20 protein-coding genes are annotated in these 24,484 nt (G+C 52.4%); 7 read left to right on the top strand and 13 right to left on the bottom strand.

What is annotated here, in order from left to right; all coding sequences use genetic code 11:
* Positions 1-43: 43 nt before the first annotated feature.
* On the top strand, positions 44-826 hold the full coding sequence (locus H6X51_RS10745) for an SDR family NAD(P)-dependent oxidoreductase (protein WP_185267525.1): 783 nt from the start codon (positions 44-46) through the stop codon (positions 824-826).
* 32 nt (positions 827-858) lie between these two features.
* Here H6X51_RS10745 and H6X51_RS10740 read toward each other — a convergent pair whose 3' ends face one another.
* Complete coding sequence (locus H6X51_RS10740; protein ID WP_185267524.1) at positions 859-1,695, bottom strand: alpha/beta fold hydrolase; 837 nt, start codon at positions 1,693-1,695, stop codon at positions 859-861.
* Between the two features lie 122 nt (positions 1,696-1,817).
* Between H6X51_RS10740 and H6X51_RS10735 the strand changes: the two genes are divergently transcribed.
* Entirely contained in the window at positions 1,818-2,279 is a 462-nt protein-coding gene (locus H6X51_RS10735; protein ID WP_185267523.1) for an NUDIX domain-containing protein, read from the top strand.
* Between the two features lie 154 nt (positions 2,280-2,433).
* On the opposite strand, the gene H6X51_RS10730 is transcribed toward H6X51_RS10735, so the two are convergent.
* Entirely contained in the window at positions 2,434-3,564 is a 1,131-nt protein-coding gene (locus H6X51_RS10730; protein ID WP_185267522.1) for an LLM class flavin-dependent oxidoreductase, read from the bottom strand.
* A 199-nt stretch (positions 3,565-3,763) separates the two neighbouring features.
* Between H6X51_RS10730 and H6X51_RS10725 the strand changes: the two genes are divergently transcribed.
* Positions 3,764-4,438 (top strand): TetR/AcrR family transcriptional regulator, encoded by a 675-nt coding sequence (locus H6X51_RS10725; protein WP_105643233.1) that lies wholly within the window; start codon positions 3,764-3,766, stop codon positions 4,436-4,438.
* Here H6X51_RS10725 and H6X51_RS10720 read toward each other — a convergent pair.
* The 8 genes from H6X51_RS10720 to H6X51_RS10685 all read right to left on the bottom strand — a co-directional run bounded on the left by H6X51_RS10720 (position 4,384) and on the right by H6X51_RS10685 (position 16,123).
* On the bottom strand, positions 4,384-5,058 hold the full coding sequence (locus tag H6X51_RS10720) for an SDR family oxidoreductase (RefSeq protein ID WP_185267521.1): 675 nt from the start codon (positions 5,056-5,058) through the stop codon (positions 4,384-4,386). The genes H6X51_RS10725 and H6X51_RS10720 overlap by 55 nt on opposite strands.
* Before the next feature lie 232 nt (positions 5,059-5,290).
* Positions 5,291-6,610, bottom strand: coding sequence for a methyl-accepting chemotaxis protein (locus tag H6X51_RS20325; RefSeq protein WP_185267520.1), 1,320 nt, complete (start codon positions 6,608-6,610; stop codon positions 5,291-5,293).
* Positions 6,611-6,747: 137 nt separating this feature from the next.
* Positions 6,748-7,839 carry an LLM class flavin-dependent oxidoreductase gene (locus tag H6X51_RS10710; protein WP_105643231.1) on the bottom strand — a complete coding sequence of 364 codons (1,092 nt, stop codon included), beginning with the start codon at positions 7,837-7,839 and terminating at the stop codon, positions 6,748-6,750.
* A gap of 61 nt (positions 7,840-7,900) precedes the next feature.
* The gene (locus tag H6X51_RS10705) at positions 7,901-9,055 is read right to left on the bottom strand and encodes an LLM class flavin-dependent oxidoreductase (protein WP_185267510.1); all 1,155 of its coding nucleotides are present in this window, start codon (positions 9,053-9,055) and stop codon (positions 7,901-7,903) included.
* Positions 9,056-9,199: 144 nt separating this feature from the next.
* A complete protein-coding gene (locus H6X51_RS10700) occupies positions 9,200-11,650 on the bottom strand; it encodes an efflux RND transporter permease subunit (RefSeq protein ID WP_185267519.1) in 2,451 nt (816 codons plus the stop codon).
* Positions 11,651-11,654: 4 nt separating this feature from the next.
* Positions 11,655-12,770, bottom strand: coding sequence for a WD40/YVTN/BNR-like repeat-containing protein (locus H6X51_RS10695; RefSeq protein WP_185267518.1), 1,116 nt, complete (start codon positions 12,768-12,770; stop codon positions 11,655-11,657).
* A 139-nt stretch (positions 12,771-12,909) separates the two neighbouring features.
* On the bottom strand, positions 12,910-14,313 hold the full coding sequence (locus H6X51_RS10690; RefSeq protein WP_185267517.1) for a DUF1329 domain-containing protein: 1,404 nt from the start codon (positions 14,311-14,313) through the stop codon (positions 12,910-12,912).
* An 82-nt stretch (positions 14,314-14,395) separates the two neighbouring features.
* Positions 14,396-16,123, bottom strand: coding sequence for a DUF1302 domain-containing protein (locus H6X51_RS10685; RefSeq protein WP_185267516.1), 1,728 nt, complete (start codon positions 16,121-16,123; stop codon positions 14,396-14,398).
* A gap of 187 nt (positions 16,124-16,310) precedes the next feature.
* On the opposite strand from H6X51_RS10685, the gene H6X51_RS10680 reads away from it, so the two are divergent.
* The 4 genes from H6X51_RS10680 (at position 16,311) to H6X51_RS10665 (ending at position 21,785) form a co-directional block, all read left to right on the top strand.
* On the top strand, positions 16,311-16,772 hold the full coding sequence (locus tag H6X51_RS10680; protein WP_105643225.1) for a nuclear transport factor 2 family protein: 462 nt from the start codon (positions 16,311-16,313) through the stop codon (positions 16,770-16,772).
* Position 16,773: 1 nt separating this feature from the next.
* Entirely contained in the window at positions 16,774-17,640 is an 867-nt protein-coding gene (locus H6X51_RS10675; protein WP_185267515.1) for an enoyl-CoA hydratase-related protein, read from the top strand.
* A 14-nt stretch (positions 17,641-17,654) separates the two neighbouring features.
* Positions 17,655-18,425, top strand: coding sequence for an enoyl-CoA hydratase-related protein (locus tag H6X51_RS10670; protein WP_185267514.1), 771 nt, complete (start codon positions 17,655-17,657; stop codon positions 18,423-18,425).
* 72 nt (positions 18,426-18,497) lie between these two features.
* Positions 18,498-21,785 (top strand): acetyl-CoA carboxylase family protein, encoded by a 3,288-nt coding sequence (locus tag H6X51_RS10665; RefSeq protein WP_185267513.1) that lies wholly within the window; start codon positions 18,498-18,500, stop codon positions 21,783-21,785.
* Positions 21,786-21,853: 68 nt separating this feature from the next.
* Here the strand turns inward: H6X51_RS10665 and H6X51_RS10660 are convergent, their stop codons facing one another.
* From H6X51_RS10660 to H6X51_RS10650, 3 genes are read right to left on the bottom strand one after another with little or no spacing between them, the layout of a single operon-like run.
* Positions 21,854-22,042: a hypothetical protein gene (locus tag H6X51_RS10660; protein ID WP_146114526.1), complete on the bottom strand. Its 189-nt coding sequence runs from the start codon at positions 22,040-22,042 to the stop codon at positions 21,854-21,856.
* On the bottom strand, positions 22,043-22,699 hold the full coding sequence (locus H6X51_RS10655; protein WP_185267512.1) for a carboxymuconolactone decarboxylase family protein: 657 nt from the start codon (positions 22,697-22,699) through the stop codon (positions 22,043-22,045).
* Between the two features lie 50 nt (positions 22,700-22,749).
* Entirely contained in the window at positions 22,750-24,384 is a 1,635-nt protein-coding gene (locus tag H6X51_RS10650; RefSeq protein WP_185267511.1) for a class I adenylate-forming enzyme family protein, read from the bottom strand.
* Positions 24,385-24,484: the final 100 nt, after the last annotated feature.

Raw genomic sequence — 24,484 nt, 5'->3', positions numbered from 1 at the left:
ATCTACTGAATTTCGTGACCGGGAAAATATAAAGAGGTGCAGAATGCAGCAACTGACAGGAAAAAAAATCATCGTTACCGGGGGAGCCCAAGGCATTGGAGCAGCCGTAGTCCGAGCATACGTCGCAGCGGGAGCGGCTGTTGCCTCCATGGACGTCAATGATGCATTGGGCCATCAGGTCGTCACTGAACTCCTGGAAGCATTCCCAGGCAGCGATGCACGCTACTACCATTGCAACATCAGTGATCGCAACGACGTAGAGAAAGCCTTCCGAAGGGCGACAGATAATATGGGCGGGCTGGATGTTCTCGCCAATATCGCTGGCGTACAGCGCCACTCGCCTCCCGACGCTATCCCGGAAGACCTATTCAATCACCTGTTCAGTATCAACGTGCTGGGTACGATGAACACCAACGCCGAAGCTTATCGACTGATGAAACCCAAGGGAGCTGGCAACATCATCAACTTCGGCTCCGAGTCAGGACTGGTCGGCGAGCTGAATAATGGGCTCTACGCAGCGAGCAAAGCTGCAGTTCATACATGGACACGCAACGTAGCGCGTCAATGGGGGCCGGATGGTGTGCGTGTCAACGCAGTATTACCCTATATGGTCACCCCCATGTACGCCGCCTTCCGTGAGGCGCTATCCCCCGCTGAGCTGGCAGCACATGATGCGGCAACTCAAGCGGATATTCCGTTGGGGGGCAAGTTTGGTGATGCCGATAGAGACCTAGCGCCGGTCATGGTATTTCTTGCCAGCGACGGCTCACGTTTCATTACCGGGCAGATGTTGCCTGTGGATGGTGGCCTGATATCGGTACGCTGACACGCTGACGCCCCCTTTCAAAGGGGGCATCTCTAGTCAGGCAAACTGGTGACAAATTCCCGTAAGGCTTGAGTGAACACATCGTTGCTATCCCCCGCAACCATATGCCCAGCGCCTGGGATATCAATAAAGTCAGCGTGCGGAATCAATTCCCGGAACCGCTTAACCTGATCATCACCCACCAGCTCGCTCCGGCTGCCTCGGATCAATAACGTAGGCACTCTGACATTCCTGCTGGCTTGCTCATGACGCGCCTCTGCTGCCTCTTTGGAGGCATCCAGTGAGGCAAACAGGCTGGGATCCCAATGCCAGTGCCAACGCCCATTGCGCATCCTGAGATTCTTCTGCAGACCAGACAGGTTTTCAGGGCGCCGACGATGGGGAAGATAGCGCGAAATGCTCTCGGCAGCCTGTTCAAGACTTTCAAAGCCTTCCGGGTTCGCGGTCATGAAATCACGCACCTGTGCAGCGCCCTGCATGTTGATACGCGGCGTGATATCCACCAACACCAGAGCTCTGCCGCTGGAGGCATGTGCACCCAGGGTATTAAGCGCGATCAACCCGCCCAGCGAAGCACCCACCAATACCGGGGGCCGGGAAAACTGCGGAATGATCTTCAAGACATCTTGCATTTGCAACTCGATAGCGTATCCATCTGCAGCCCACGCGCTATCCCCATGACCTCGCAAATCAAGACTGATAATGCGGAAACCTTCATCAGCCAGATCTACAGCACAGCTGTTCCACGAGTATCGAGTCTGCCCGCCGCCATGCAGAAAGAGCACGCCGGGGCCATCTTCCGGCCCACCAACGCTGGCCACCAGTTTCTGTCCGCCATTGAAGAAAAATTGCGTTCGGAGTGCTCCCATACTGCTTCATCTCCCAATCGAAATCTCACAAAATCAACACCGTGGTTGACTTGGAGTATATCTTGAACCACTATAGGTTCAAAGTCACACGAAAATGCTTGAATCCGTTCACGGAGGCCACCATGAGAAGCCAAATGACAGCGGAGCAAGTTACACCAGTGGTCTGTCACGACATCGTAGCTGCCGTACTTTCCCACCAGGGGGAGCTTGCATTGTTGCGACGCAGTCCGCTGGTGACGGGCGATGTGGGGCGCTGGAACTGTGTGACCGGATTTCTCGAGGCGTGCAACGATCCCTTGGCACAGGCACTGGAAGAAGTCCAGGAAGAAGCCGGCATCTCCAGATCTGATCTCCGGCTCCTCAGCAGCAAAGTACTGCATCTGGAAGGCCTAGATGGCCGCATATGGCGCGTACATACATTTCACTTTGCCAGTCAAACTCGGGCACTGACCCTTAACTGGGAGAATGATGATTGCGCTTGGCTTAATCCTGAAAAACTGGATGAGATTGCCATCGTCCCCTGGTTTGCAGACATTCTTGAGGCATGTGACTTGCATCACTCCATGGCAACCTGTTTCCAATAGGCTAGCGGTGAGACCATGACAGGGCCCGCTCGACCTCTAGCCCATGCACGCGACAAGCAGCCCATGAGAATGCTTTCTAGCCTGCACAGGACCCAATGATGGTAGCTCAAACAAGGGTCGCGAAGCATCGCGCCCCTTGTCTGATCCAACCGATCTACGGCAGCGCGATCTTGGGGGCGACTTCCTTGGAGATCATCTCCAGCGACTGGAACCAGGGCGCAGGGTCGTCGTAATAATCATGAACCTCCACCTGCAGCGTTCCCCAGCCACCTGTAGCAGCAAACAAGGCGTTGATCTTTTCAGTAACCGTTTCAGGTGAGCCGACAACAAACACGTTATCAACGAGAAACTCCAGATCAGCATCTGCCGGATCGATACCTGCATCTTTTGCAAAACCATCCATCATGCCAAAACGATGCCAGATCGGAATAAGGTAACGTTGGAAGCAGTAACCAATAGGACCTTCCATGACAAGTCGCTTGGCTTCCTTATCAGTCTCGGCGCAGAACACTGTTTGCGAAACGGCATGGCGTGCACGGTCTGGGATATGACCAGCAGCGATCGCTGCTTCAGAGTAGACTTCCCAGTGTTTCTTCAACGCATCCAGACCAGAGAAAATGGAGACGGGCTTGAAATTTCTCTCCCCTGCCAAACGGATGGATGGCGAATTGTAGCTGAATCCCGTCACCGCAATTTCAGGAGCTTTCCCTCCCCACGGGCTGAAATCAGCCAGCTTGTGCTGCTCGTCACCATCGTCACCTTCAAGCTCTTCTGGATACCCAGCGTCCCAGTATTTACCCTCATAGAAGAAAGGCTCTCGCTTCCAGATTTTTTCCATGATGGAGAGCGACTCGCGGACCATATCATTCAGGCTCTTGGTCTCGTTGCCACCCGTTGCCGTATTTGACTGACCCGCGTTGCGGATACCGTGAATGTAAGACGCCTGGGGATAGGCCCCAGCACCGATACCGAGAAAGTAACGCCCTTCCAGTATCTGAGAAAGCCAGCCAATCATCGTGGCCAACTTGGCCGGATGCTGGTGAGGCAGGATATGCGCCATTGGGGCGAATTTAATATTTTTAGTCTGCAAGGCTGCCGCTGCGATGATCAACTCCGGGTTGGGAATATTTTCCCATACCTGCGAGGCATGCTCAGAGATCATCATTGAATCAATTCCCACACTGTCCGCTTGAACGGCACTCTGGATACCCCAGTCAAACGTCTGTTTGGCTGTACGCCCCGGGCGCATGTAGGGATGAAAAATCAAACCGGTTTCCATTGCCATGATTGTTATCTCCTCTAAATGGGTAGTAGGCAAGGAGGCACTGCCTGCTGATTGCAGACTAGGCCACAGATCCAATATAACGACGTTATACTGTCAAATCAACCTGGATGTTGATTTATTTACCATGATTTTTAATGCAAACTTCGTTAAGCTGAACCCGCTCATGAAAGCCGTTTGATTCCATACATAGGTTGTTCATATGAAACCAGTGATTTCTCGCAGTATGAAAGGTCGCAGCGGCGAGGCAACCCAAGTAAAGAAGCGATTACTGGAAGTGGCTCGGCACCTGCTCAGCACTACCGGGCGCGAGGGCGCGAATTCAAGGGCCATATGCGCCATGGCCGGTGTCGGCGCACCAACGATTTATCATTACTTTGGTGACCTGGCGGGGTTGCACCGCGCCGCCATCGATGAAACCTATGAACAAGTCGCAGAGGCTTACCTCCAAGGTACAAAAGAGGGAGGTCCGCAACAAGGTCTGAGAAACGGCTGGGGCGCCTTCGATCACTTTGCCCGTCAGGAGCCACTCATGTGTCGGATAGTCATCCAGCAAATCCTTGCCGGCGCCCCACCCGTCAGCGTCGCGGAAACACTGCGTACAGTCGAGAAGGACCTGTCGCTGCTATATGACGCAGGCGCCCTGAATTATCCCGCCCATGAAGCGGTCCAGTTGCTATGGATAGGCACCTTGGGGACAGCCTGTTTCACATCGAGTGAAAAGACAGACCAAGAAGACTATCCAGCGCTTCAAAAAAAGATGGTGGACATAGTGTTCGACGCGTTGTTTTCAAACAGAAATTCAGCGGATGATCTTCAGACTCAGGGGGCGATCATCAGACCACCATCAAGGGCGACTACCGAGCCGGTAAGATAGGCACTAGCACGTGATATCAAATAGATCGCGGTACCGCCGACATCCGTCGTCCTGCCAAAACGATGGGCAGGAATACTATCCAGCACCGCCCGTTCGACTTCGGCATCAGCGACAACCCCTGCCGTCAGATCACTGGGGAAAAAACCCGGTGCGATCGCGTTGACATTGATATTGCGCGCACATAGATCCGACGCCAGCGTGCGAGTGAGTTGATGAATGGCAGCCTTGCTGCAGCCATAGGCATAGGCACCGCCGAAACTTTTCCCGAGAATACCCCCCACCGAGCCGATATTGATTATGCGTGCCGGCTCGTCAGCTGTGCCGGCCTTCTCCAGCAGAGGACATAGTCCCTGGATAAGAAGAAATGGTGATTGCAGGTTGAGGTTCATTACCGCGGACCAATCCTGCTCGGTGACAGAGCCCAGCGGCGGCGCATGAAATATACCAGAGTTGTTGATCAGCGCATCCAGCTGGGAACAGCTGTTTTGCACGACGTGAAGCAAATCCGCCAGTTGATCATTACAGGAGAGGTCACAGGAGATGAATTCAAACCCGCCATACTCCGCCAATTCATGGTTCAGGCTGTTCGCTGCGACATGATCACGTCCGACAACCAACACCCTGCAGCCTGCAGCCTGCAGCCACCAGACAGCGGGTAATCATCGCACCTATACCCTTGGCCCCACCAGTCACCAGTACGGTTTTGCCCGCAACGGAAAACAATCCGCTGAGATCAATGCTAGACATATGTGCCCCCTTGTTTGTCAAAAAATATGATGGGAAACGACTTCTTGCGCACTACTTGCCTTGGCACGCACTCTGGTTTCTCACCCGAGGATGGAAGGCAGAAGCTCAGGCACGGGAGCCGATCATATCGGCCGCCTGCTGGGTCGCCTCACTGGTCCTGGTCGCTAGTTTGCGCACTTCATCAGCCACTACGGCAAAACCACGACCAGCATCTCCAGCGCGAGCAGCTTCAATGGCAGCATTGAGTGCCAGCAAGTTGGTCTGGCTGGCAATCCCCTGGATAGTGGTAACTATTTCCGTCAACTTGTGCAGATTCAGTTCAAGGTCTCTGCGCTGCGTGATCTGCTCTTCCCGCAGCTGTTCCTCCAGGCGCATGACATGGATATCAATCAACGCACCTACCATTCGTACTGGACTGCCATCCGAAGCGCGGCGAGTCTGACCACGGTTACGGAACCAACGGTACTCACCACTCTTGAGCTTGATCCGATAACAAGCATCAAAAGGTGTCCTGCCACTGCGATCGCCGAGGTGAATAGCGAATGTTCGGAACACTTCTTCCTTGTCCTCCGGATGAATACGCGATGTCCAACTTTCCAATACATTGGGAAACTCCTCGGCAGTCTCAAAGCCCAGCATGTGGCGAAACTGCTCGGACCACCAGAAAGGGTTATGCGGATTCATCGGATCACCATCAACTACTTCCATATCCCACAAACCATCGCTCAGCATTTCCCGGGCCAGCTCGAAACGCGTTAACGTCTTGTCCAGCTCCCGGTCGCGCTGGCGCTGATCATGGATATCCCGCATAGAACCAGCAATTCGCAGACATGTCCCACGGCTATCGCACTGAGCCTGGCCACTGGTTACAAACCAGCGGTACTCGCCGGTTTTTATCGCCAGTCGGTGTTCCAGACGATAAGACACCTGTCCTTCTCCGCCGTGCATATGCTGGGACAGTGCTTCCAGGGTTGATTGCTTGTCTTCAGGGTGAAGTCGCGCTATCCAACTGTTCAACCTGCCAGGAAAGTCTTGCTCGTCCTGAAAACCGAGCAACGAGCGGAAGCGATCGGACCACCACAGCCCATTCGCTGGATTCATGAGGTCACCACCGACCACTTTCATGTCCCAAAAACCGTCGGTACTACTCTGGCTGATAAAGCCCAAACGGGCATTTATGTACTCTCGTTCCTCCTCACAACTCGCCAGCTTTGCGGTCAACTGGTGCAGTTGATCAGCCAGTTGAATGAGCTGGTTCTTCTCCTGCTGGCGTTCGGCATGATAGTTCTGCCAGGCCTCGCGAACTTGGTTGAGCAGAGGATTCGCAGTACCTCCGGGAGGTAGATCCAGATGTCCACCTTCAAGCGCATCGAGAAGGTGTCTCAGACATTCGGTTGCGGTTTTATCAGCTTTTGAGAAAAACACATGCCCCCCCTTCTTTCGCAAATTCAAAAGTAACTGGGCCTACTCCGTCCTCAGCCTTTTACGCTGATCTGCGATAAAATTAATTCAGGTTCAGAGCAGGAAAGCGACTACTGACCAGCAGCCGCCTCATGCATGCTTCAGCTCATCTTGATATTGGGAATGACTTCTTGCGCTAATCGCTGCAGGGACTCGAAATAGGGCTCCGGATTATCGATATTGTCATGCGAATTGACAATAACCTGGCCGCAACCACCCGACCTTTCCATCATGGCTTCTATCTTGCGAGTCACAGTTTCCGGTGATCCACAAAGCCATACATGATCAGCCAAAAAGTCCATATCAATCTGGCTCGGGTCAATGTCCGCACCCGCGTCCTTAATAATCCCAGGAAAAAGATTGAATTTTTTGTAGATGGGGAATAGATAATGCTGCCATGTCTGGGCCATACCACTTGCCTTGGCCCGCTTCCTTGCCTCAGCATCTGTGTCGGCAATAAAGATTTCACGGGTAACCCGAAAGCGTGATCTTTCAGGAGTCAAACCTTTCGACTCCATGGCTGCAGCCCAAGTGTCGTAGTGCGAGCGCATTACCTCGTGACCTCCAAAGAACGAGATCGGGCTATAATTGCGCTCTCCAGCCCACTTCAGGGATGACGAGTTCTTGGTCAGTCCCGTAACAGCGATCTCCAAGGCTTCACGACCACCCCAAGGACTATTGTCTGCAATTTCCACGTCGTATTCTGGCATGGTATCCGGCCCGGGAAAGCCCGCCTGAAAGAACTTTCCCTTTTCCATGAAGGGCTCTCTAGCCCATACCTTCTCCATCAGTTCAAGCGCTTCGAACATTTGTTCCTGCAACGGACCAATCCCTTCGAACCCATGCAGAATGGCATCTGTATGATGTCCACCAGGCGCCACACCAAGAAAGTACCGACCCTCGAGAATTTGCGACAACCAGCCAACCTGAATCGCCAGACTTGCCGGATTATGGTAAGGCAACAGATGCGCCATCGGCGCAAAGCGAATATTCTTGGTGAGAGGCGCCGCGGCACCAATAATGATTTCAGGACAGGGAATATTCTCCCAAGCCAGTGTGGAGTGCTCGCCAATCATGAAATCGGCGAAGCCAGCTTCATCACATACCTGTGCCAGCTTGAGAGACCAGTCGAACATTTCTCTCGCAGTACGGTGGGGAAGATTATATGGGGTATGAAAAAATCCGCATTGCATGGTCTTATCCTCTCATTCTTATCTTTTTAAGCTGCCTAATTGACTCTTTTAACCACAGGGCTCACACCATGGTGCCTTCGGCATCCTTGGTGGAGAAGCGTGGCGCAACCAATGAGGCAAACTTCTCCAGCTCTTCATTGTTCTGTTCCGGATCCAGGTGGCCCTGGCCAAACATGAGAAACAGTTCATTAAAGCCCAGACGGTCATGGGCACGGCCAATCTGGTCGGCAATCTCATCGGCACTGCCGATCAGAACGTTCGGCATCTTCTGACCGAAGGGGATAAACCACTTGTCCCAGAACCATTGATGCTCGGCCATCAGCTTCTGCGCATGCTCCTTGTCGTCAGTCAGCATCAAAAAACCACCCCAGGCGGCAACGTCTTCACGGGCAACATCACGCTCATGGGCCCGCGCCGTTTCGGCATAGCGGTTCCACAAGGTGTCACAGAAGTCCAGGTCTGCCGCCAGTACGATCGGCTTGCCTCCTTCGCGGGCCCACATATCCACTGTCCGCATGCTGCCGGCAAAGCCACCATAGATCTTCGGATGGGGGTTTTGATAGCACTTGGGAGCAATGCCGATCTTACGTACGATCCCATCAGCATCCATGCCTTTACCCATGCTGGCATAGGCCGGATGACCCGATGAACCGCCATTGGGCGGAAACTCCCAGTGCTTGCCCTTGTGGCTGAACACATCACTGGCCCAGGCTTTCTTGATGATCTGCAAGGACTCTTCAAACACTTCGCGGTTCAGCGCATCCTGCTCGTCACGCGCCTTGGCATTCACCGGTGTAGTGGCGCTCACACCCGGGCGAGCCGCCATGGAGTCAACCCAGCGTGCATGGTAACCACGGGTAAAGCCCACCATCAGTCGACCCTGGAGCATATGATCCAGCGTGGCAATTTCCTCGGCGACCCGTACCGGATTATGTGTGGGCAGGGTATAGCCCATGATGCCGGCCTTCATGCGCTTGGAGTGTAAGCCTACATACAAACTGAACATGCCCGGGTGGTTGTTGATCTCGAACCCTTCGATCTGCAGGTGGTGTTCGGGCTGACAGTAAGCCCCGTACCCCAGATCGTCAGCCAGGCGTACATAGCCGCGTACCTCTTCCAGGAAACGCTGATACAGCTCGGGCCGCTGGCCGGCCATACCGGCTTCCAGTTCATGCCGGCGGCCAATCACTCCCGTTTGCATCAAATTGAATTTCATATTGTCTTCCCCATCCCGTTCTTTGGTTCTTACAAATTAATCAGGCCCCACCATTAAATCAACATCATTGCTGATATTACAGTGAAAAAATATACAGATAACCTATCCGTTATTCTGCTCAGCTCTCAAGATAAGTAGGGCTTATCAAACAAGCGCTCTTTCTGCGTGTATTTTCTCTAAAATATTCTTTTTCACTTCCACCTTGTTTTCCTTTATTTCCTTATTCATATTCTTCGGTTTCAAAAGAAAAGTGGCCAAGGCGGGAATGATAATCAAGGCGCCCAGCATATTCCCCAGGAACATGAAGGCCAGCATTAACCCCATATCTGCCTGGAACTTGATGGGTGACCATGCCCAGGTAGCAACCGCTGCGGTTAATGTAACGCCAACCAACATGACCACCTTCCCTGTAGACACCAAGGCATTGACATAGGCCTGTCTGACGGACATACCCTGTCTCAGGAAAACCATGTACGCGGTAAGCAGGTACAACGCATAATCCACACCGATGCCAACACCAAGCGCCGTAACAGGGAGCGTCGCGACCTTGAGACCAATGCCCATGAACACCATCAATGCCTGCCCCAAGGTGGAGATAACCACCAGAGGCAAAATAGCAATCACTACAGCCCTCCAACTACGGAAAGTAACCAAACACAGTAGAATCACCGCAGCATAAACCAGTACTAGCATCTGATAATTAGCTTTTTCTACTGTCTGATTTGTTGCAGCCTCGACACCGGCATTACCCGCCGCCAGCAGGAACTGACGTTGGTCATTATTGTGCTCAGCAGCAAAAGCTTCTACCACCTCGGCGACACGCTGCAGTGTCTCGGCTTTATGATCCGTCAGATAAGCGATGATCGGAGCTACGGTACGGGAGTCATTAATAAGACCTGGACGCGCGGTGAATATACTATCAACCGCATCATTAGTAATATAGGGACTACGGCTGATTGTGTACCACTTGGGCGAGCCTTCGAACCCGGCCGGGGTAAACTTCTTCGCCATACTGGCTGCAGATTCTGTGACCTGTACTCCGGGTAAATCCCGCAGCAAGCGCTCAAGTCGATCAATCTCAAGCAGTGTTTCAAAATTTCCCAAGCCGCCTTCCGGCGTTGTCACAATAACGGCGAAAAGGTCGTTAGACAGTCCATAATTTTTCTGTACGTACTCCACATCCAGATTGTACTCGGAGTCCGCACGCAGTTCCGGAGCGCCCGCCTCGACATCACCGATCTGCATTTTCTGTCCATAGATGAATCCTGCTACGGTAATCACCGCAACCGACACCAAAACTCCAACAGCTACCTTCTTGCCGGTAATCAACCCAAGCCATTGACTGACGGAGTGGTTACTCTTCTGTACCCGCTCCGCATGCTTGGCAGCCCGCTTGGTGATGCCAGTGAAAGACAGTATTACGGGGATAAAAAACAAGTTGGTAACGATCAGCGCAACCACTCCCATCGTTGCGAGAAACGCCAGGTCCCGAATCGCAGGTATGGCGATAACAGCGATTACCGCAAAACCCAGTGCATCGGATACCAAGGCTACGGTACCCGCCAGGCAAAGCCGACGGAAGGTAAGCCGGGACGCCATATAACGGCCAAGCCCGCTACCGATATCCTGGATAATCCCGTTTATCATCTGCGAGCCATGGGAGACCCCAATGGCAAACACCAGAAATGGCACCAGCACGGAGAAGGGATCAAGGACAAAGCCCATCAACCGCATCATACCCAACTGCCAGACCACGCCCATCAGCGAGCAGATAATGACAACGCTGGTACTGATCAAGCAACGTGAATACCAATAGACGAGTACTGATACAACCACAGCCGCAATTATAAAATAACTGAGTACTTGCATCAGCCCCGCAATGAGGTCGCCCACCAACTTGGCGAAGCCAATGACATGCAACTCCACGCCGCGGCTCTCAAACTCATCATTGATAGCCCTCAGACTATCGGTGAAGGCTTTATAGTCGAGAGGCTCGCCGGTCTCCGAGTCACGCTCCATTAAGGGGATAAACAACGCACTGGAACGTTCATTCAATCCAACAAGAGAGCCCTTGAGTCCCGCCTTGGCGACGTTGTCCCGTAGCTTGTTCAGGCTTTCTGAGGATCCGTCATAGTCCGGCGGCATGACCGGGCCACCATCAAACCCTTCCTCTGTTACAGCCGTCCAGCGTACTGATGCCATCCACAAGGATTGCACAAATGCGCGATCAACCCCCTTGATCAGAAATACTCTGTCGTTGATTTCACTTAATGTTTTCTGATATTCCGCATCGTAAATGCTGCCGTTCTTGTTCTCGACCACCACAGTCACAGCATTACCCAAACTTCTCAAGTTACCAGCAAATTCTTTGTAGTTCTTAATATACTCATGCTCTGACGGCATCATCTTCTCAAAGCTGGCATTAACATCCAGTTTGGCCGACTGATAGGCCAAGAACAGAGTTACCAAAACTCCAATAGCAAAAAGGATCTTGCGATTGCAAAACAAAACTCGTTCAAAAATAGTGCCTGAAGACTCGTCAAATGCCCCGCCGACATCTTCGCCTTGAGCTATATTTTTTTCATTAGCGGACATAGCCTTACTCCTGGGTTCTTGGCTTTTCTGTTTTACGCTCCGAGAGTGAAATCCGCTCGACGCCCTCCAGGGTGGTCACTAGAAACTCATTATCAGCCGCCTCCACAACCGAGGTATAGATAGTGGTTTTTTCGGAATTCAGCACATCAAAACTGGAAAAATAATGATCAGTCAGAACCAGCTCTCCCGCCTGACTTACAAGTACAAATCCTTTCCCCTCTGCTCGCAGGAATGCATTATTTATCGTGGAACGAGGTAGCCCTGCAACAACCTGCCAATTAGCCCCGCTATCAGTGCTGCGGTAAGCTGTGCCTTGCAGCCCATAGGCAATAACCTGACTATCATCTCCGGTGATACCGGTAAAGCTACCCGAATATCCAGTATCAATGATCTCGAAGATATTTGTTTCTTCATTCAATCTGAAGATCGTGCCACGTTCACTGCCGATGAAAATCCCCCCTCCAACCGCAGTCACACTATTAAGATGCAGCCCACTTTCGTTATCTATTCTGTGCGTCCATGGAGCCCAGGTATCTCCACCATCATCCGTACGAGCAATATTGCCGAATGCCCCAACAGCAAATCCGACCGACTCATTCTTGAACCAGACATCGAGATAAGGTAGTGCGGGACCATCTCGATAGTTCAACTCTGTCGCCTCCAGAGCAAGCTCCGCCTCGGGCTCACCTTTCTTCAGCATGTTTTCATAATATTTTTTAAACTGCTCAGCAGCCATGACACCATCCAGTTGCTTTTGCCAACTAGCGCCACCATCGGCGGTGACAAGAATCACACCGTCATGCCCCACTGCCCACCCTTTACTCTCGCTCACCAAAGTAACGGCAACCAGATCACTTTGCACCGGCACCTGGGCTTGCTTCCAACTCTGCCCTGCATCAGAAGAGGCCAGAATCAGGCCTGCCGGCCCCACTATCACTGAAAGGCGTCCTTTTTGCGAGCTTCCTATAAAGGGTTTATTCAACGAATTCTTTTGCTCTACGGCAGGGATATCCAATGGGTCCTTGAACTCAGCCTTCGAGGGAAGTGCAAGCACACTCAAAAACAGAAACGGAATAGCCATGAAGGTATTTAACGCTTTCCGCGATGTAGTAATACACATATTTGTTTTACCCGATCGAGTTTAAGATAACGTACTTCCAACTACCCAAATGAGAGGACACATTGTTTGTTATCTAGCAATTCCTCCATTCTGAAATGACTTGGCAGGCAGCCCTGTCCCACCAAGTCATTCCCAGCTATCAGCGCACTCCCTGTGCCTCTACTGCACGAGGGGTCAATGCAATCCTCATACCCTCAGTACTCATATAAGATCGGTTCCAATGGCCAGGCTGAGAGGCACCGGCATTTATTAGCATATAGCTCCCCGAAATCAGATCATCAAATGCCCAAGTGTTGTTATTCACGCCTCCAACATCATAAGTTGGAAAGCTCTGAATAAAGCCGTTTTTCCACAGTTTCCCGGCATCATCATAAGTTTCAAGGGCAACGACTTGCCAACTGTCCTCATCTATATAGAAGCGACGCTTACTATATACATGGCGTGCACCAGGCTTGCGCTCTGCTTCAACTACCCATACACGGTGCCGCTCGAAACGTAGCGCCTCGGGATCAAGATGTTCCTTACCCAACACCTCACGCGGGTTAGCCTCTTGCGTTAGGGTGTAAGCGTTATAAGGCACAATTTTTTCGGTCTTACCTACCAGTTTGAAGTCGAAACGATCCATACGACCTACGAATCCAAAGATTTCATCCCACATTAGAACGCCACCATAGGCGCTGATTGGCAGGTCGTAAGCGAAATCAGGTGCCCGACGAGCACGACGCTGCCCTGGGGTATAGAACCAGACCAGTTGGCCGCCATTATCTGCCGTCGGCAGATAGAAGTTCAGGAAGGTTACACCAGCCTGCTGAGGAGGACTCGTTTGTACTGCTGAGAACGAGAGAATCGCTCCATGCGATTCCGCACGTAATTTGCCGCTGCGATCATACCAGGGGCGCATATGATGCTGGTTAGGTGTAGCGAGGACATTTACCCCCCCATTGGAGTCAACCACAAACGCCTGGTTATGCTGATGCATGATCGCCGGAGCAAATGCTAGCTTATGGTTCCACATTACCTCATAACCATCTTTCGGTATCGGGAATAGAACCCCAGGCAGCGGCAAACCTTCTGGGTCCGCCCCTGTGACCGCATCACCCATTACGCTGCCTGTCAGTTCTGCTGTGGTGGCATTGACCAGGGTATTCTCGAGCACCCAGTCTTCATAGCGGGCAGAACGATGAGTCGGATATACATTCAGCTTATAGGTAGGATACTTCCGCAATAATGCCTGTGTACCAACGGTCAAGGCATCTTCATACTGAGCCATATTCTCTGCACTGATAGTGAAGAGAGGTTTCTCACCCGCATAGGGGTGTATATAAGTCTGCATTGAATCCCGGTCATATTCGGGCAGCGGTTGAAGGCCACCGGTGTACTCGGGAATACTACCGTCAGCATTACCAGCACGCTCAGCACCATGTGCGGTCAGATCCGCTCCCAGACGCTTTGCTTCCTCGGCTGATACGGCTGCCAAAACCGTCCCGGAAAAGCATAGAGTGATAGCAGATATCAACCCAGCGACGATTGTCTTTTTAAACATGACTGCTTTCCTTCTTGTAATTATAGGAAATATTTTCTATTTATACGTTATCTTAGCAATACTTAGCCTTTGCCTTCCCTCATCAGAAAGAGGTGTTATAAGACAGCGAGACCCACCCCTTGTCATTCAGCGCATAAGGGCCATTGCCGCCTGCATAGGTATCACCCGCGGGACCACCACCTACTACTCGGCCATCTGGATTCCAGTGGTAATCCTGGTATTGCAGAGCGAAATAGTGCTTCTGTGCATACGCGGCTTTTACGCCTATAGAAGCAATAATTGAATCCTCCGCATAAAACCCGCCAGCAGCGTAGGCAGGCGTGCCATTGATTCCGTACTGGAACGAAATCGGTAGACTGATATCCACGGAGGGGAAGACCTGCAGCCAAGACGGCTCAAACAGAAAGGCTATGGCGACAGCATCGTCGGTACCACAGCCTACTCTATTGGTGGCTGCGCAGGCATAGCCTTCACCATTGTAAAGATCTTTGTCGTGAACCTTTTCAAGGTGCGTATAGGTAACCTCACCCAGGAACATGGCAGCGTCCCACAAGGTATTCCCTGAGAAGTTGATCATTGTATTAGCAATGACGTTGATCAAATCGCCTTTGGCGACTCTGGTCGGAAAAGCCGAGGCCAAAGCCGTATCCTTCCGGTAGTTGACCTCAAAACCCAGACTGGCTCCACCGATAGCCGTTTCGTACGACATCGCGTACATCTTGGTTTTATCGGCGTACTTGAGCTCAACTTGCGGATAGTTCAATGTCGCAACGGGTTCTGGTTCATCAAACTGACGATAGTAGAAACCAAAGCGGTCGCCCCCCGCCCATTGTGGAGACCAGTCTAGCCGAATACCGAAGTTATCGTTGATGTGATCAGGATCATCGCTTTTACCCAACAGCCCTCCAGGAACAACTAACCCACCATCGTTGGGGCCCTCGAAAAGCACATCACCGGGCGCCAGATAGGTACCGGACTCCGGAAAGCGGTTAGGCCGCCACTCAAGAAAGTATTGTGCAGCAATAGACCACTCATCGTTCAGCTCCAGGCTTCCATATACCTGGGTGCGCGGCAAAACCAGCTCTTTGATAGATGATCCCGGCTGAGAAAAGCCTTTGATGAAGTCCATGGGATGCTGGCCAAAGGAAATCGAGGAGTAACCGAAAAATATTCCATTACCCCATTGCTGGCTGAAACGCCCAAGACGCACTGACGCGGCACGATCACCTATATCGAAGTTGCTGAACACAAACGCATCGCCTAGCTCAGCCCCGCGGATATGGTATTTCTTCGTGTGGCTACTGTACTTTCCACCGCGATAATTGGATACGTAGCCGGGTCTGACCTCTACATCATCATCGTAAGCAAAATCATTCCAGGCGTTGACCGAAGCTCGGAAGCCCATCCGATTCTGATACACGCCCGTAAGCTCGAACATACCCTGAACACGGTTAGTGACCAGGTCTCCACGATCGAATTTATAGTTGGCTGAGTGGTGCAGAGGGTCATTGGCGATACGCGAATCACGTGACTCTGCCCGTACCCCTACAAGCCACTGCAGAGATGTGTCGAAGTTGATATGCCAATCATTATCTGACCTCAGGGTCAGCGCCTGTGCAGCGCAGGAACTGAAAACTGTTGCCAGCGCAACTGATGCTGCCAGTGTCGTGCGACCAAACCGGCGGGTGCCAAGCCTATTCCGTTGTTTTTTTCTTATTTTCATTAGATTCTCCAGCCCATTAGTGTTTGCTGTTAGACAGCAAGCCAAACGGTGTTTGAATGCGTATTCACATCCATGCACCTGTTTCATCTGAACACCTTTTTTTCAACCTCAGCGTTGATATAAGCACTCGACATCGCCATCTGTCAACCACTGCGTTGATTTGGGCAAAAATTGGCGTCCCCTTCTAAGCCAGCCCCCTCGCCAATAAAAATTCACACCGGCGTTGACAAATATGCACACCTAGTCAACTATTACGTTGACAAAGGAGAAAGCCATGACACAACAAAACCAACTGCAACAAATCCTTGATACCCAAGCCATTGAGCGCCTGCTGTTTACCTACGCGTTTCACCTGGACATGAACCAGACATCCGAGCTTGCCGCTTTGTTTACTGAAGACTGCGAAGTAATCTACGGGCCAGGCGGTTTTGGGGCACAGGGCCGAGAAGCCTATGCCAAGACTCTGGAAGGAGTAGGCAGCTTTTTCAAAGCCACCAGTCACCATGTATCGAATATTGTCGTCGACTTCACGGGGCCGAATGAGGCCAGCGTACGTTCAATTCTGTACGCCTGGCATCGCTATAACCGTGACATGCCCGATAGCCATGTGTGGGGCCAGTATCACGATGTGATCGTGCAGATAAATGGCCAATGGCAATTCAAACGTCGCGAGTTACGCGTTACCGGCGATCAGGATTTCCATGTCAAGAAAACCTTGCCGATAGGGCGGGTTTGAGATGAGCGCCGCGTCCCCGCATACGTACGAACATATTCGCATTGAGCATCGTGGGCCGATTTCTTGGCTGGTTCTCAACCGGCCTGAAAGTGCTAATGCCCTATCCAATGAACTGCTTGATGAGTTTTCTGACGCCCTGCAATGCCTGATACATGAAGGCGGCTCGGTCATCGGCATACGTGGCGAAGGTCGCGGCTTCTCTGCTGGCTACGACATCGGCCAAGTGGGCAAGGCGGGCACCTACGGCAGCCTGGCTGCTGATCCAATTGCCGACCACGCTCGCCTGCGCCGTAATGTGGATCGCTACCTTGCAATGTGGGATCACCCAAAACCCATCATTGCTGCCGTTCATGGGTACTGTCTGGCTGGTGCCACGCAAATGTGCGTACATGCAGACATTACCGTGGTAACGGATGATGCCAGGATTGGCGAGCCCACTATTCCTATGGGAGGCGGATATATTGCGCCTCTTTGGGTACCGTTGGTGGGCCCGAAACGCGCCAAGGAAATGGCTTTCGTTGCTGGCAACAGCATCGATGGCAAGACTGCCGTCGAGTGGGGCTGGGCAAATCACAGCGTGACTCCAAATCAACTCATTGACTGCGTTGAAGGATTGGCTGAGCGCATCGCTCTGACTCCTCCCGATGTATTGCGCATCAAAAAGCTCTCGATCAACCGTGCAGCCGAAGCCATGGGCTTCCGTTCGGCTGGCGCTGCGGTTGCAGAAATGGATGCCTTGCTCCATCTGGCACCGTCGGTGCTGGATATGAAGCAGAAACTAGCCGATTTGGGGCTAAAAGAAACCATCAAACTGTATCGTTCAGCTCCCACTACTCCCTTGACACCCATGACAAAAACACCGGAATAACAGGAACACAAGCCATGTCGAACATAGACTTTTATGTTGAGGGCCATATTGCCCATGTACGTCTGAACCGACCCAAGTCTCTGAATGCCATTAATGGTGAGATGGACCAAGCGCTTTATGAGGCATGGCAGGAAATCAACCGCAACCCGAAAATCTGGGTAGCCGTCCTCTCAGCTGAAGGAGAACGCGCATTCTGCGTCGGTGGTGATATCAGCGGCGGTACTGAGCGCACATCACGCATGGGCGTTGGCGGTGGACTTACCGGTATTGGCGGCCCCTTGGTAAAACTGAAAAAGCCACTGGTAGCTGCAGTTCAAGGCTATGCGCTGGGTGGTGGGTTCGAGCTGGCCCTGTGTGCAGACATTATTGTTGCCGCAGACAATGCGCAGTTTGGCTTGCCCGAAACCAAAGCTGGAATTATTGGTGAGTGTGGTGTAGTTCATCGCGCCGTACGCCAGTTGCCACAACGTATTGCTATGGGGATGATTCTGACCGGTGATCGGATGAGCGCCCAGGACGCCTTCTCTTATGGACTGGTGAACGAGGTCGTCGAGTATCCCAAGCTTGCAGAAGCCGCACTCAGTTGGGCTGAAAAAATAGCAGCAGCCTCTCCCTTGGCAAACCAGGCAGCCAAGGATGCAGCCATGAGCCGGTTGGACTACCCTCTGGAGGTGGCTCTCGCCACTCGTTTCGAACCGATCGAGGAATACGCATCCAGCGAAGATGTATTGGAGGGCCGTAACGCCTTTGTTGAAAAGCGCAAGGCGGAATGGAAAGGTCGCTGATCAGGATTTGCAGTATCTGAGGCCGGGTGCAGAAGCGCCCGGCCTTTTTTATATCCAGACAGGGGCCAACACATGATTAACAAGCTTCTTATTGCCAATCGAGGCGAGATAGCCATCCGTATCGCACGCGCCGCCGCAGACCTTGGCATAGCCAGTCTGGCAGTCTTTCCGGCGGACGATGCACAATCGCTGCATATTCGAATCGCTGATCAGAGTGTCATGCTTGAGGGCACTGGCGTCGCGGCCTATCTTGATGCCACACAAATAGTAGAACTCGCACAGCAGCACGGCTGCGATGCCATCCACCCAGGTTACGGCTTTCTTAGTGAGCAAGCAGAGTTCGCCAGACTATGTGCAACAGCAGGCATAACCTTTGTAGGGCCCAACCCAGACGTACTTCAACGTCTGGGTAACAAAGCCAGCGCCAGGGTGCTGGCCAAGCAGTGTGGCGTTCCGGTTATTCCAGGACTTGATGCCAGTACCGACTTGCGACAAGCCAGAGAGTTTCTTTCACATCTTCCCCATTCAAGCCCTGCTCTACTCAAAGCAGTTGCAGGTGGGGGCGGGCGCGGTATGCGTATCGTCCAGCACATCGACGACCTGGAAGATGCTTTTCAGCAATGCAGGACCGAGGCTCTTTCTGCCTTCGGTAATGGCGATCTGTATATAGAGGAAATGATTCCTCAAGCCCGGCACCTCGAGATACAGATTGTTGGCGACGGCTCAGAGGTAGTCCACTTATGGGAGAGAGAGTGCAGCCTACAACGCAAGCACCAGAAAGTGGTGGAAGTCGCACCCAGCCCGACTCTGCGCCCCTGTCTGCGGAACGCCATGATCGAAGCAGCGCTCGCTCTGGCCAATACTGTACAACTGAATAGCCTGAGCACATTTGAATTCCTGTTGGATTCGTGCACTGATCGCTTTTTCTTTATCGAGGCAAACCCTCGCCTCCAGGTGGAACATACCATTACCGAAGCAGTGACTGGTATTGATCTTGTTCAGACTCAGTTGCGCTTGGCCAGCGGCGAAACACTACGTAGCATGAATCTGCAGCAACCCAATATTCCACAACCCCTGGGCTACGCCATGCAACTACGAGTGAACATGGAGATGCTGCAAAAGGATGGCAATATCCGGCCAGCAGGCGGTACGCTCGATATATTCGAGCCACCTGGAGGCCCCGGCATCAGAATTGATAGCTTCGGTTATGCAGGCTACACAAGCAATCCACGTTATGACTCGCTGCTGATGAAACTGATTCTGCATACGCCGGCGACCAGCTTCGATGGACTGGTCAGTCGAGCCTATCGGGCCCTGTGTCAAACCCGGGTCCAGGGTGTGCAGACCAACATTGAGTTTCTCAAGAATCTGCTTTGTCATCCTGATGTGGCCAGCCACCAGGTCTACACACGTTTCATTGACGAACACTTGGAGCAACTGGTCGCCACATCAGCGCATTGTCACCCAGTTCAATATGCCGATGCTATCGCAGCAGTTGGCATTGAGCCCAACCTCAGTGAGGAGGAAGGCCTGCTTCCCGTCAAGGCACCCATGGGCGGGCTGCTGGTGGAGCTCTGTGTAGCACAGGATCAGCCGGTCCGGCCCGGACAGCTGATGGCAGTAATTGAGTCAATGAAGATGCAGCATACAATCAATGCATCTGAAGCTGGTATCATACGCCGCCTTGCCGCGACGGCGGGCACCGCAATCAGCGAACATCAAACGCTTTTCCTTATCGAGCCGGCCGCCCTGGACACTCTTGCAGTGGACGCAAGCAGCGAAGCACCAGACCTTGAAGCGATCAGAGCGGATCTGGCCGAGGCTCTGGCCCGGCATGCACGGGTTGTGGACTCTGCTCGCTCTCAAGCCGTGGAACGTCGTCATGCCATGCAGAAACGCACGGCCCGAGAAAATCTCCATGATCTATGTGACCCCGACAGCTTTATGGAATACGGCGCTCTGACATTCGCGGCAAGACGTGGTCGGCAGTCAGTAGAAGAGTTGTCCCACTCGACCCCTGCGGATGGCTTGATCGCCGGAATTGGTCAAATCAATGGCAGCCAGTTCGGTCCTCAGCAAGCCAGGACTTTAGTACTTGCATACGACTATACGGTCCTGGCCGGTACACAAGGACTCATGAGCCACAAAAAGCTTTCCCGTATGCTGACAATTGCCGCTGAGCTGGAAATACCTGTTGTTCTCTATGCCGAAGGTGGTGGAGGCCGGCCAGGGGATGATGATGATGCTACACGTGCGACCGGACTGAATATGCCCAGCTTCTGGCAATTCGCCAAGCTGAGTGGACTGGCCCCCCGCATCAGTATCGTCAGTGGTCGATGCTTCGCCGGCAATGCTGTCCTGGCTGGCTCCAGTGATATCATAATTGCAACCCAAGACGCCAATATCGGTATGGCGGGTCCCGCAATGGTAGAAGGTGCAGGACTCGGCACATTCGCCGCTGAAGATATAGGCCCGGTCAATTTGCAAACCCACAACGGCGTGGTGGATTATCTTGCAGAAGACGAAACCCATGCCACCCTGATTGCCAAACAGATGCTTGGCTATTTCCAGGGGGCGCTTACCCACTGGAAGTGTGACGACCAGCGTCAACTGCGATATGCCATACCCGAGAACCGCTTGCGCTCCTACGATATGTGGTCAGCAATAGAGACTCTCGCTGACTGCGGCAGCGCTATTCAGCTACGTGAGCAATTCGCCAGCAATATGATTACCGCGTTAGTACGTATGGAAGGTCATCCTCTGGGTATCATAGCGAATAATCCAAAGGTACTCGGTGGTGCAATAGACGCCGATGGCGCAGATAAAGCGGCACGCTTTCTTCAGCTTTGCGATGCTTTTGATCTGCCGGTGCTCAGTATTTGCGACACGCCCGGCTTCATGGTCGGCCCTGACAGCGAGAAAGCTGCGCACGTTCGTCATTCCAGTCGCATGTTTGCGGTCGCTGCCAATTTGAATGTGCCGTTTTTCAGTTTGATCGTCCGCAAAGGTTACGGTCTCGGTGCCATGGCCATGACCGGCGGGTCCTTCCATGCTCCCCTATCAACCGTAGCATGGCCGACTGGCGAGTTTGGAGGAATGGGATTTGAAGGAGCAGTGACACTCGCCTACAGGGCTGAACTGGATGCCATCGCTGACCCTGACGAACAAAAGCTTTTATTCGATCGTCTCGTCGACAAGTTCTATCAGCAGGGGAAAGCCATCAACGTAGCAGCATCGCTGGAGTTCGATGCTGTCATTGACCCGGCAGACTCGCGTCAATGGCTGATGCAATGCATACAGGCAGCAAGAACCCCGAACCAGAAACGAGGGAAAAAGCGGCCATTCATTGATACTTGGTAGACTGAATAAAACCTGCAGTGATCCCACTGCTGATGCCGTGGGATCACTGCCTGGATGATCAGGCTAATTCACGCCACCCGACCAGTCTCTGTTGGCGTGAAAAACATATGAATTATTTTCTCTGCTACGCTCATTGAACGTTCTTCACCTGCCTCTTCCCGTAAACTCACGTTTCTGGAGTACTTTCTCAACAGCATATTGCCAAAATAAAGACCTTCAGCTTGATCGTCTGCACTCAGTGGAATATGTCCAATCATCTATATAACCCCTTCGTGGGCAGGAGCCGCAGCGGCAATGGCCAGTGTCTGTAAAATCGCCTTGCGGCCAACCCCTAGCTGAAGTGCATTCGCTAAATGCAAACGCAAGCCAGGTAAAAAGCGATGAGTTGGTGAGGCGTCCACCGCCAGTGAAATCAATTCCTTGATATAGGCTCGCAACGCTGCCGTTTTCCATGGAACAGCGCAGTATTGGAAGAATGCCTCAAATGCGTCCGGTGACTGTCTCAGCAAAGACTCAAGAAAACCGGGAACCTCTCGTTCCATACTGTTCCAGAACGGATCGTTGCCTATGTAAGTAGACCACAGCTTCTGCCGCTGGGAATCGAACGGTTCAAGCATCAAGGGGTCATTCCGCTCAAGCAATACGGAAGCTACAATCGGTGAACCTGCCATGAGTGTATGTACACCAAGCCCTGAAACCAGGACCAACGTTTCATGCACCTGTGCAGAGGTAGCCCCGGCATCAAGCGCAAGGCGCACATACTTATCAACACCCACAACATCCAGGGCTGAAGGTGACGCGCGCACAGCCAGACCTACAAGAACAGCATCGAGCTCTGACAGAGGCTCTCCCTCCTTCACATCTTTCACTATTTCCTGTACCACTCTATGGATAGAGTCAAGTGTCAACGCCATGAATAGACCTCTGTCTTAGCTTTCATAAAACCTCATAGACACTACCTGGCTTATTCGCACAACATATTTCTCAGCGCACGTTTGTCGACCTTCGTCGCTGACATTGGCCAACTTCCCGGGTTCATGAAATAGATGGCGCGGGGCACTTTGAAACTGGCGATGTTACCCTTGCAAAACTCAATCAGCTCTTCAGCCTGAGCAGCTTTACCCGGTTTCAGCTCGACAAACGCAACTGGCACCTCATCCAAACGCCGATCAGGCTTACCGACCACTTCAGCGATAGCAACACAAGGATGCTCACAGAGATAGGCTTCTATTTCAATTGCAGCGACATTCTCACCTCCAACCTTGAGCATGTCTTTAAGGCGCCCATTGAAAATCAGGCTACCTTCTTCTGTGCGCAGGTAGAGATCGCCAGTATGCAGCCAACCGTCCTTATCCAGGCTTGATGCGGTTTTCTCCGGGTCACGGTAGTAACCATCCATCACACAGTACCCACGCACCAGAATCTCCCCCACCTCATTGGGCGCAGCATCCCCCTCGCCACTTAGGCTGGCGATACGCACTTCCATACCTACAGCAGCACGACCCTGGGTGTGAATTCGCTGCTCCTGAGTATCCTCAGGGTCGCTCAGTGCAAAGATTCCGGCGGTCTCAGTCATACCGCATGCCTGGAGCAGCTCCGTCCCGGGAAAAGTATCCAGAACCCTCTTCGCCAACGCCGGCGGGCCAATCAGCATGATTTTTCGTAGCGAAGCGAGCTTGCTCGGATCAAATGTGGGATGGTCCAGCACACCCTGCACAATTGCCGGGAACCATGGCCAGGCCATTTCGACATTTTCTTGCTCCATCAGAGCAATTGCCCGACCCGGTTCAAAAAAGGTATCCGTCAAATAGGTGCCGTAGACTCCCATTACGCCGATAAATGGAGCGAGAGCCGCTATATGGAAAAGAGGGCCTGGATTCCAAGCAATATGGTGTTCACTCGTAGCGTAGCGAGTACGTGTGCGGTGCACCGATCCACGTACAATGGTTTCATGGCTAAGCATGCAGCCCTTGGGGTTCGCCGTGGTACCTGACGTATAAACCAGTAAGGCCAAATCACTTACGCTTATACGCAGCCTGGCCGCATGAACCTCGCCATCACTGATCGTCTCCGCCAACCGTAGAAATTCCGGTTGTCCGATAAAACCTCGGCGTCCCTCCCCACGCAGTAAAACGGTGCTGCGTAATCGTGGTACTTGTGTAAGGGCCAGAGCGGCGGGCGACTCCGCATCGGCCAGAGAGGGAAGCGCATCACAGAATAACTGAGTGAAATTGGTATATTCGTTCTCGCCTGCAGTTGTAAGCAGTGCCACCAGATTGGCATTTTCAATGATATAGCCGATCTCGCTGGCCTTATGCCGCGCGTTGATAGGCACTACCACACATCCAAGCATGGATGCTCCCAATAGTCCTTCTATAAATTCTGGACAGTTGGCAGACATCAGCCCGACGTGCTCTCCTGAACGAACACCCAGTGCAAACAGCCCACGGGCCACCTGCAAAGCATTGTCATAAAGTTGTTGATAGGTTCGCCGTTCATCTGGAAATATAACCGCTTCCCGGTCCGGAAACTGACTGGCCGCACGCACCAATAAGTCTCCAATAGTTGAAACCTCAAACCATTCCTTTCTTTTTGTCATTGAAGGCTCTCCCACTAATATGGTTATTATTCTGAGCAATCAGCATGGCTTCTAGATGGACCTGCCACCTTAATCTGTATTTATTTGTAGTATTACCAAA

It is taken from the genome of Halopseudomonas xiamenensis, assembly GCF_014219065.1.
Classification (GTDB): Bacteria; Pseudomonadota; Gammaproteobacteria; order Pseudomonadales; family Pseudomonadaceae; genus Halopseudomonas; species Halopseudomonas xiamenensis.
The sequence above is the reverse complement of the archived record's forward strand: the minus strand, read 5'-3'. Positions and strand labels throughout refer to the sequence as shown.

What these genes read in the sequence shown, in the direction of transcription:
- H6X51_RS10745 (WP_185267525.1), top strand. Translation starts at nt 44, where the DNA reads ATGCAGCAACTGACAGGAAAAAAAATCATCGTTACCGGGGGAGCCCAA.
- H6X51_RS10740 (WP_185267524.1), bottom strand. Translation starts at nt 1,695, where the DNA reads ATGGGAGCACTCCGAACGCAATTTTTCTTCAATGGCGGACAGAAACTG.
- H6X51_RS10735 (WP_185267523.1), top strand. Translation starts at nt 1,818, where the DNA reads ATGAGAAGCCAAATGACAGCGGAGCAAGTTACACCAGTGGTCTGTCAC.
- H6X51_RS10730 (WP_185267522.1), bottom strand. Translation starts at nt 3,564, where the DNA reads ATGGCAATGGAAACCGGTTTGATTTTTCATCCCTACATGCGCCCGGGG.
- H6X51_RS10725 (WP_105643233.1), top strand. Translation starts at nt 3,764, where the DNA reads ATGAAACCAGTGATTTCTCGCAGTATGAAAGGTCGCAGCGGCGAGGCA.
- H6X51_RS10710 (WP_105643231.1), bottom strand. Translation starts at nt 7,839, where the DNA reads ATGCAATGCGGATTTTTTCATACCCCATATAATCTTCCCCACCGTACT.
- H6X51_RS10705 (WP_185267510.1), bottom strand. Translation starts at nt 9,055, where the DNA reads ATGAAATTCAATTTGATGCAAACGGGAGTGATTGGCCGCCGGCATGAA.
- H6X51_RS10700 (WP_185267519.1), bottom strand. Translation starts at nt 11,650, where the DNA reads ATGTCCGCTAATGAAAAAAATATAGCTCAAGGCGAAGATGTCGGCGGG.
- H6X51_RS10695 (WP_185267518.1), bottom strand. Translation starts at nt 12,770, where the DNA reads ATGTGTATTACTACATCGCGGAAAGCGTTAAATACCTTCATGGCTATT.
- H6X51_RS10690 (WP_185267517.1), bottom strand. Translation starts at nt 14,313, where the DNA reads ATGTTTAAAAAGACAATCGTCGCTGGGTTGATATCTGCTATCACTCTA.
- H6X51_RS10685 (WP_185267516.1), bottom strand. Translation starts at nt 16,123, where the DNA reads ATGAAACAGGTGCATGGATGTGAATACGCATTCAAACACCGTTTGGCT.
- H6X51_RS10680 (WP_105643225.1), top strand. Translation starts at nt 16,311, where the DNA reads ATGACACAACAAAACCAACTGCAACAAATCCTTGATACCCAAGCCATT.
- H6X51_RS10675 (WP_185267515.1), top strand. Translation starts at nt 16,774, where the DNA reads ATGAGCGCCGCGTCCCCGCATACGTACGAACATATTCGCATTGAGCAT.
- H6X51_RS10670 (WP_185267514.1), top strand. Translation starts at nt 17,655, where the DNA reads ATGTCGAACATAGACTTTTATGTTGAGGGCCATATTGCCCATGTACGT.
- H6X51_RS10665 (WP_185267513.1), top strand. Translation starts at nt 18,498, where the DNA reads ATGATTAACAAGCTTCTTATTGCCAATCGAGGCGAGATAGCCATCCGT.
- H6X51_RS10660 (WP_146114526.1), bottom strand. Translation starts at nt 22,042, where the DNA reads ATGATTGGACATATTCCACTGAGTGCAGACGATCAAGCTGAAGGTCTT.
- H6X51_RS10655 (WP_185267512.1), bottom strand. Translation starts at nt 22,699, where the DNA reads ATGGCGTTGACACTTGACTCTATCCATAGAGTGGTACAGGAAATAGTG.
- H6X51_RS10650 (WP_185267511.1), bottom strand. Translation starts at nt 24,384, where the DNA reads ATGACAAAAAGAAAGGAATGGTTTGAGGTTTCAACTATTGGAGACTTA.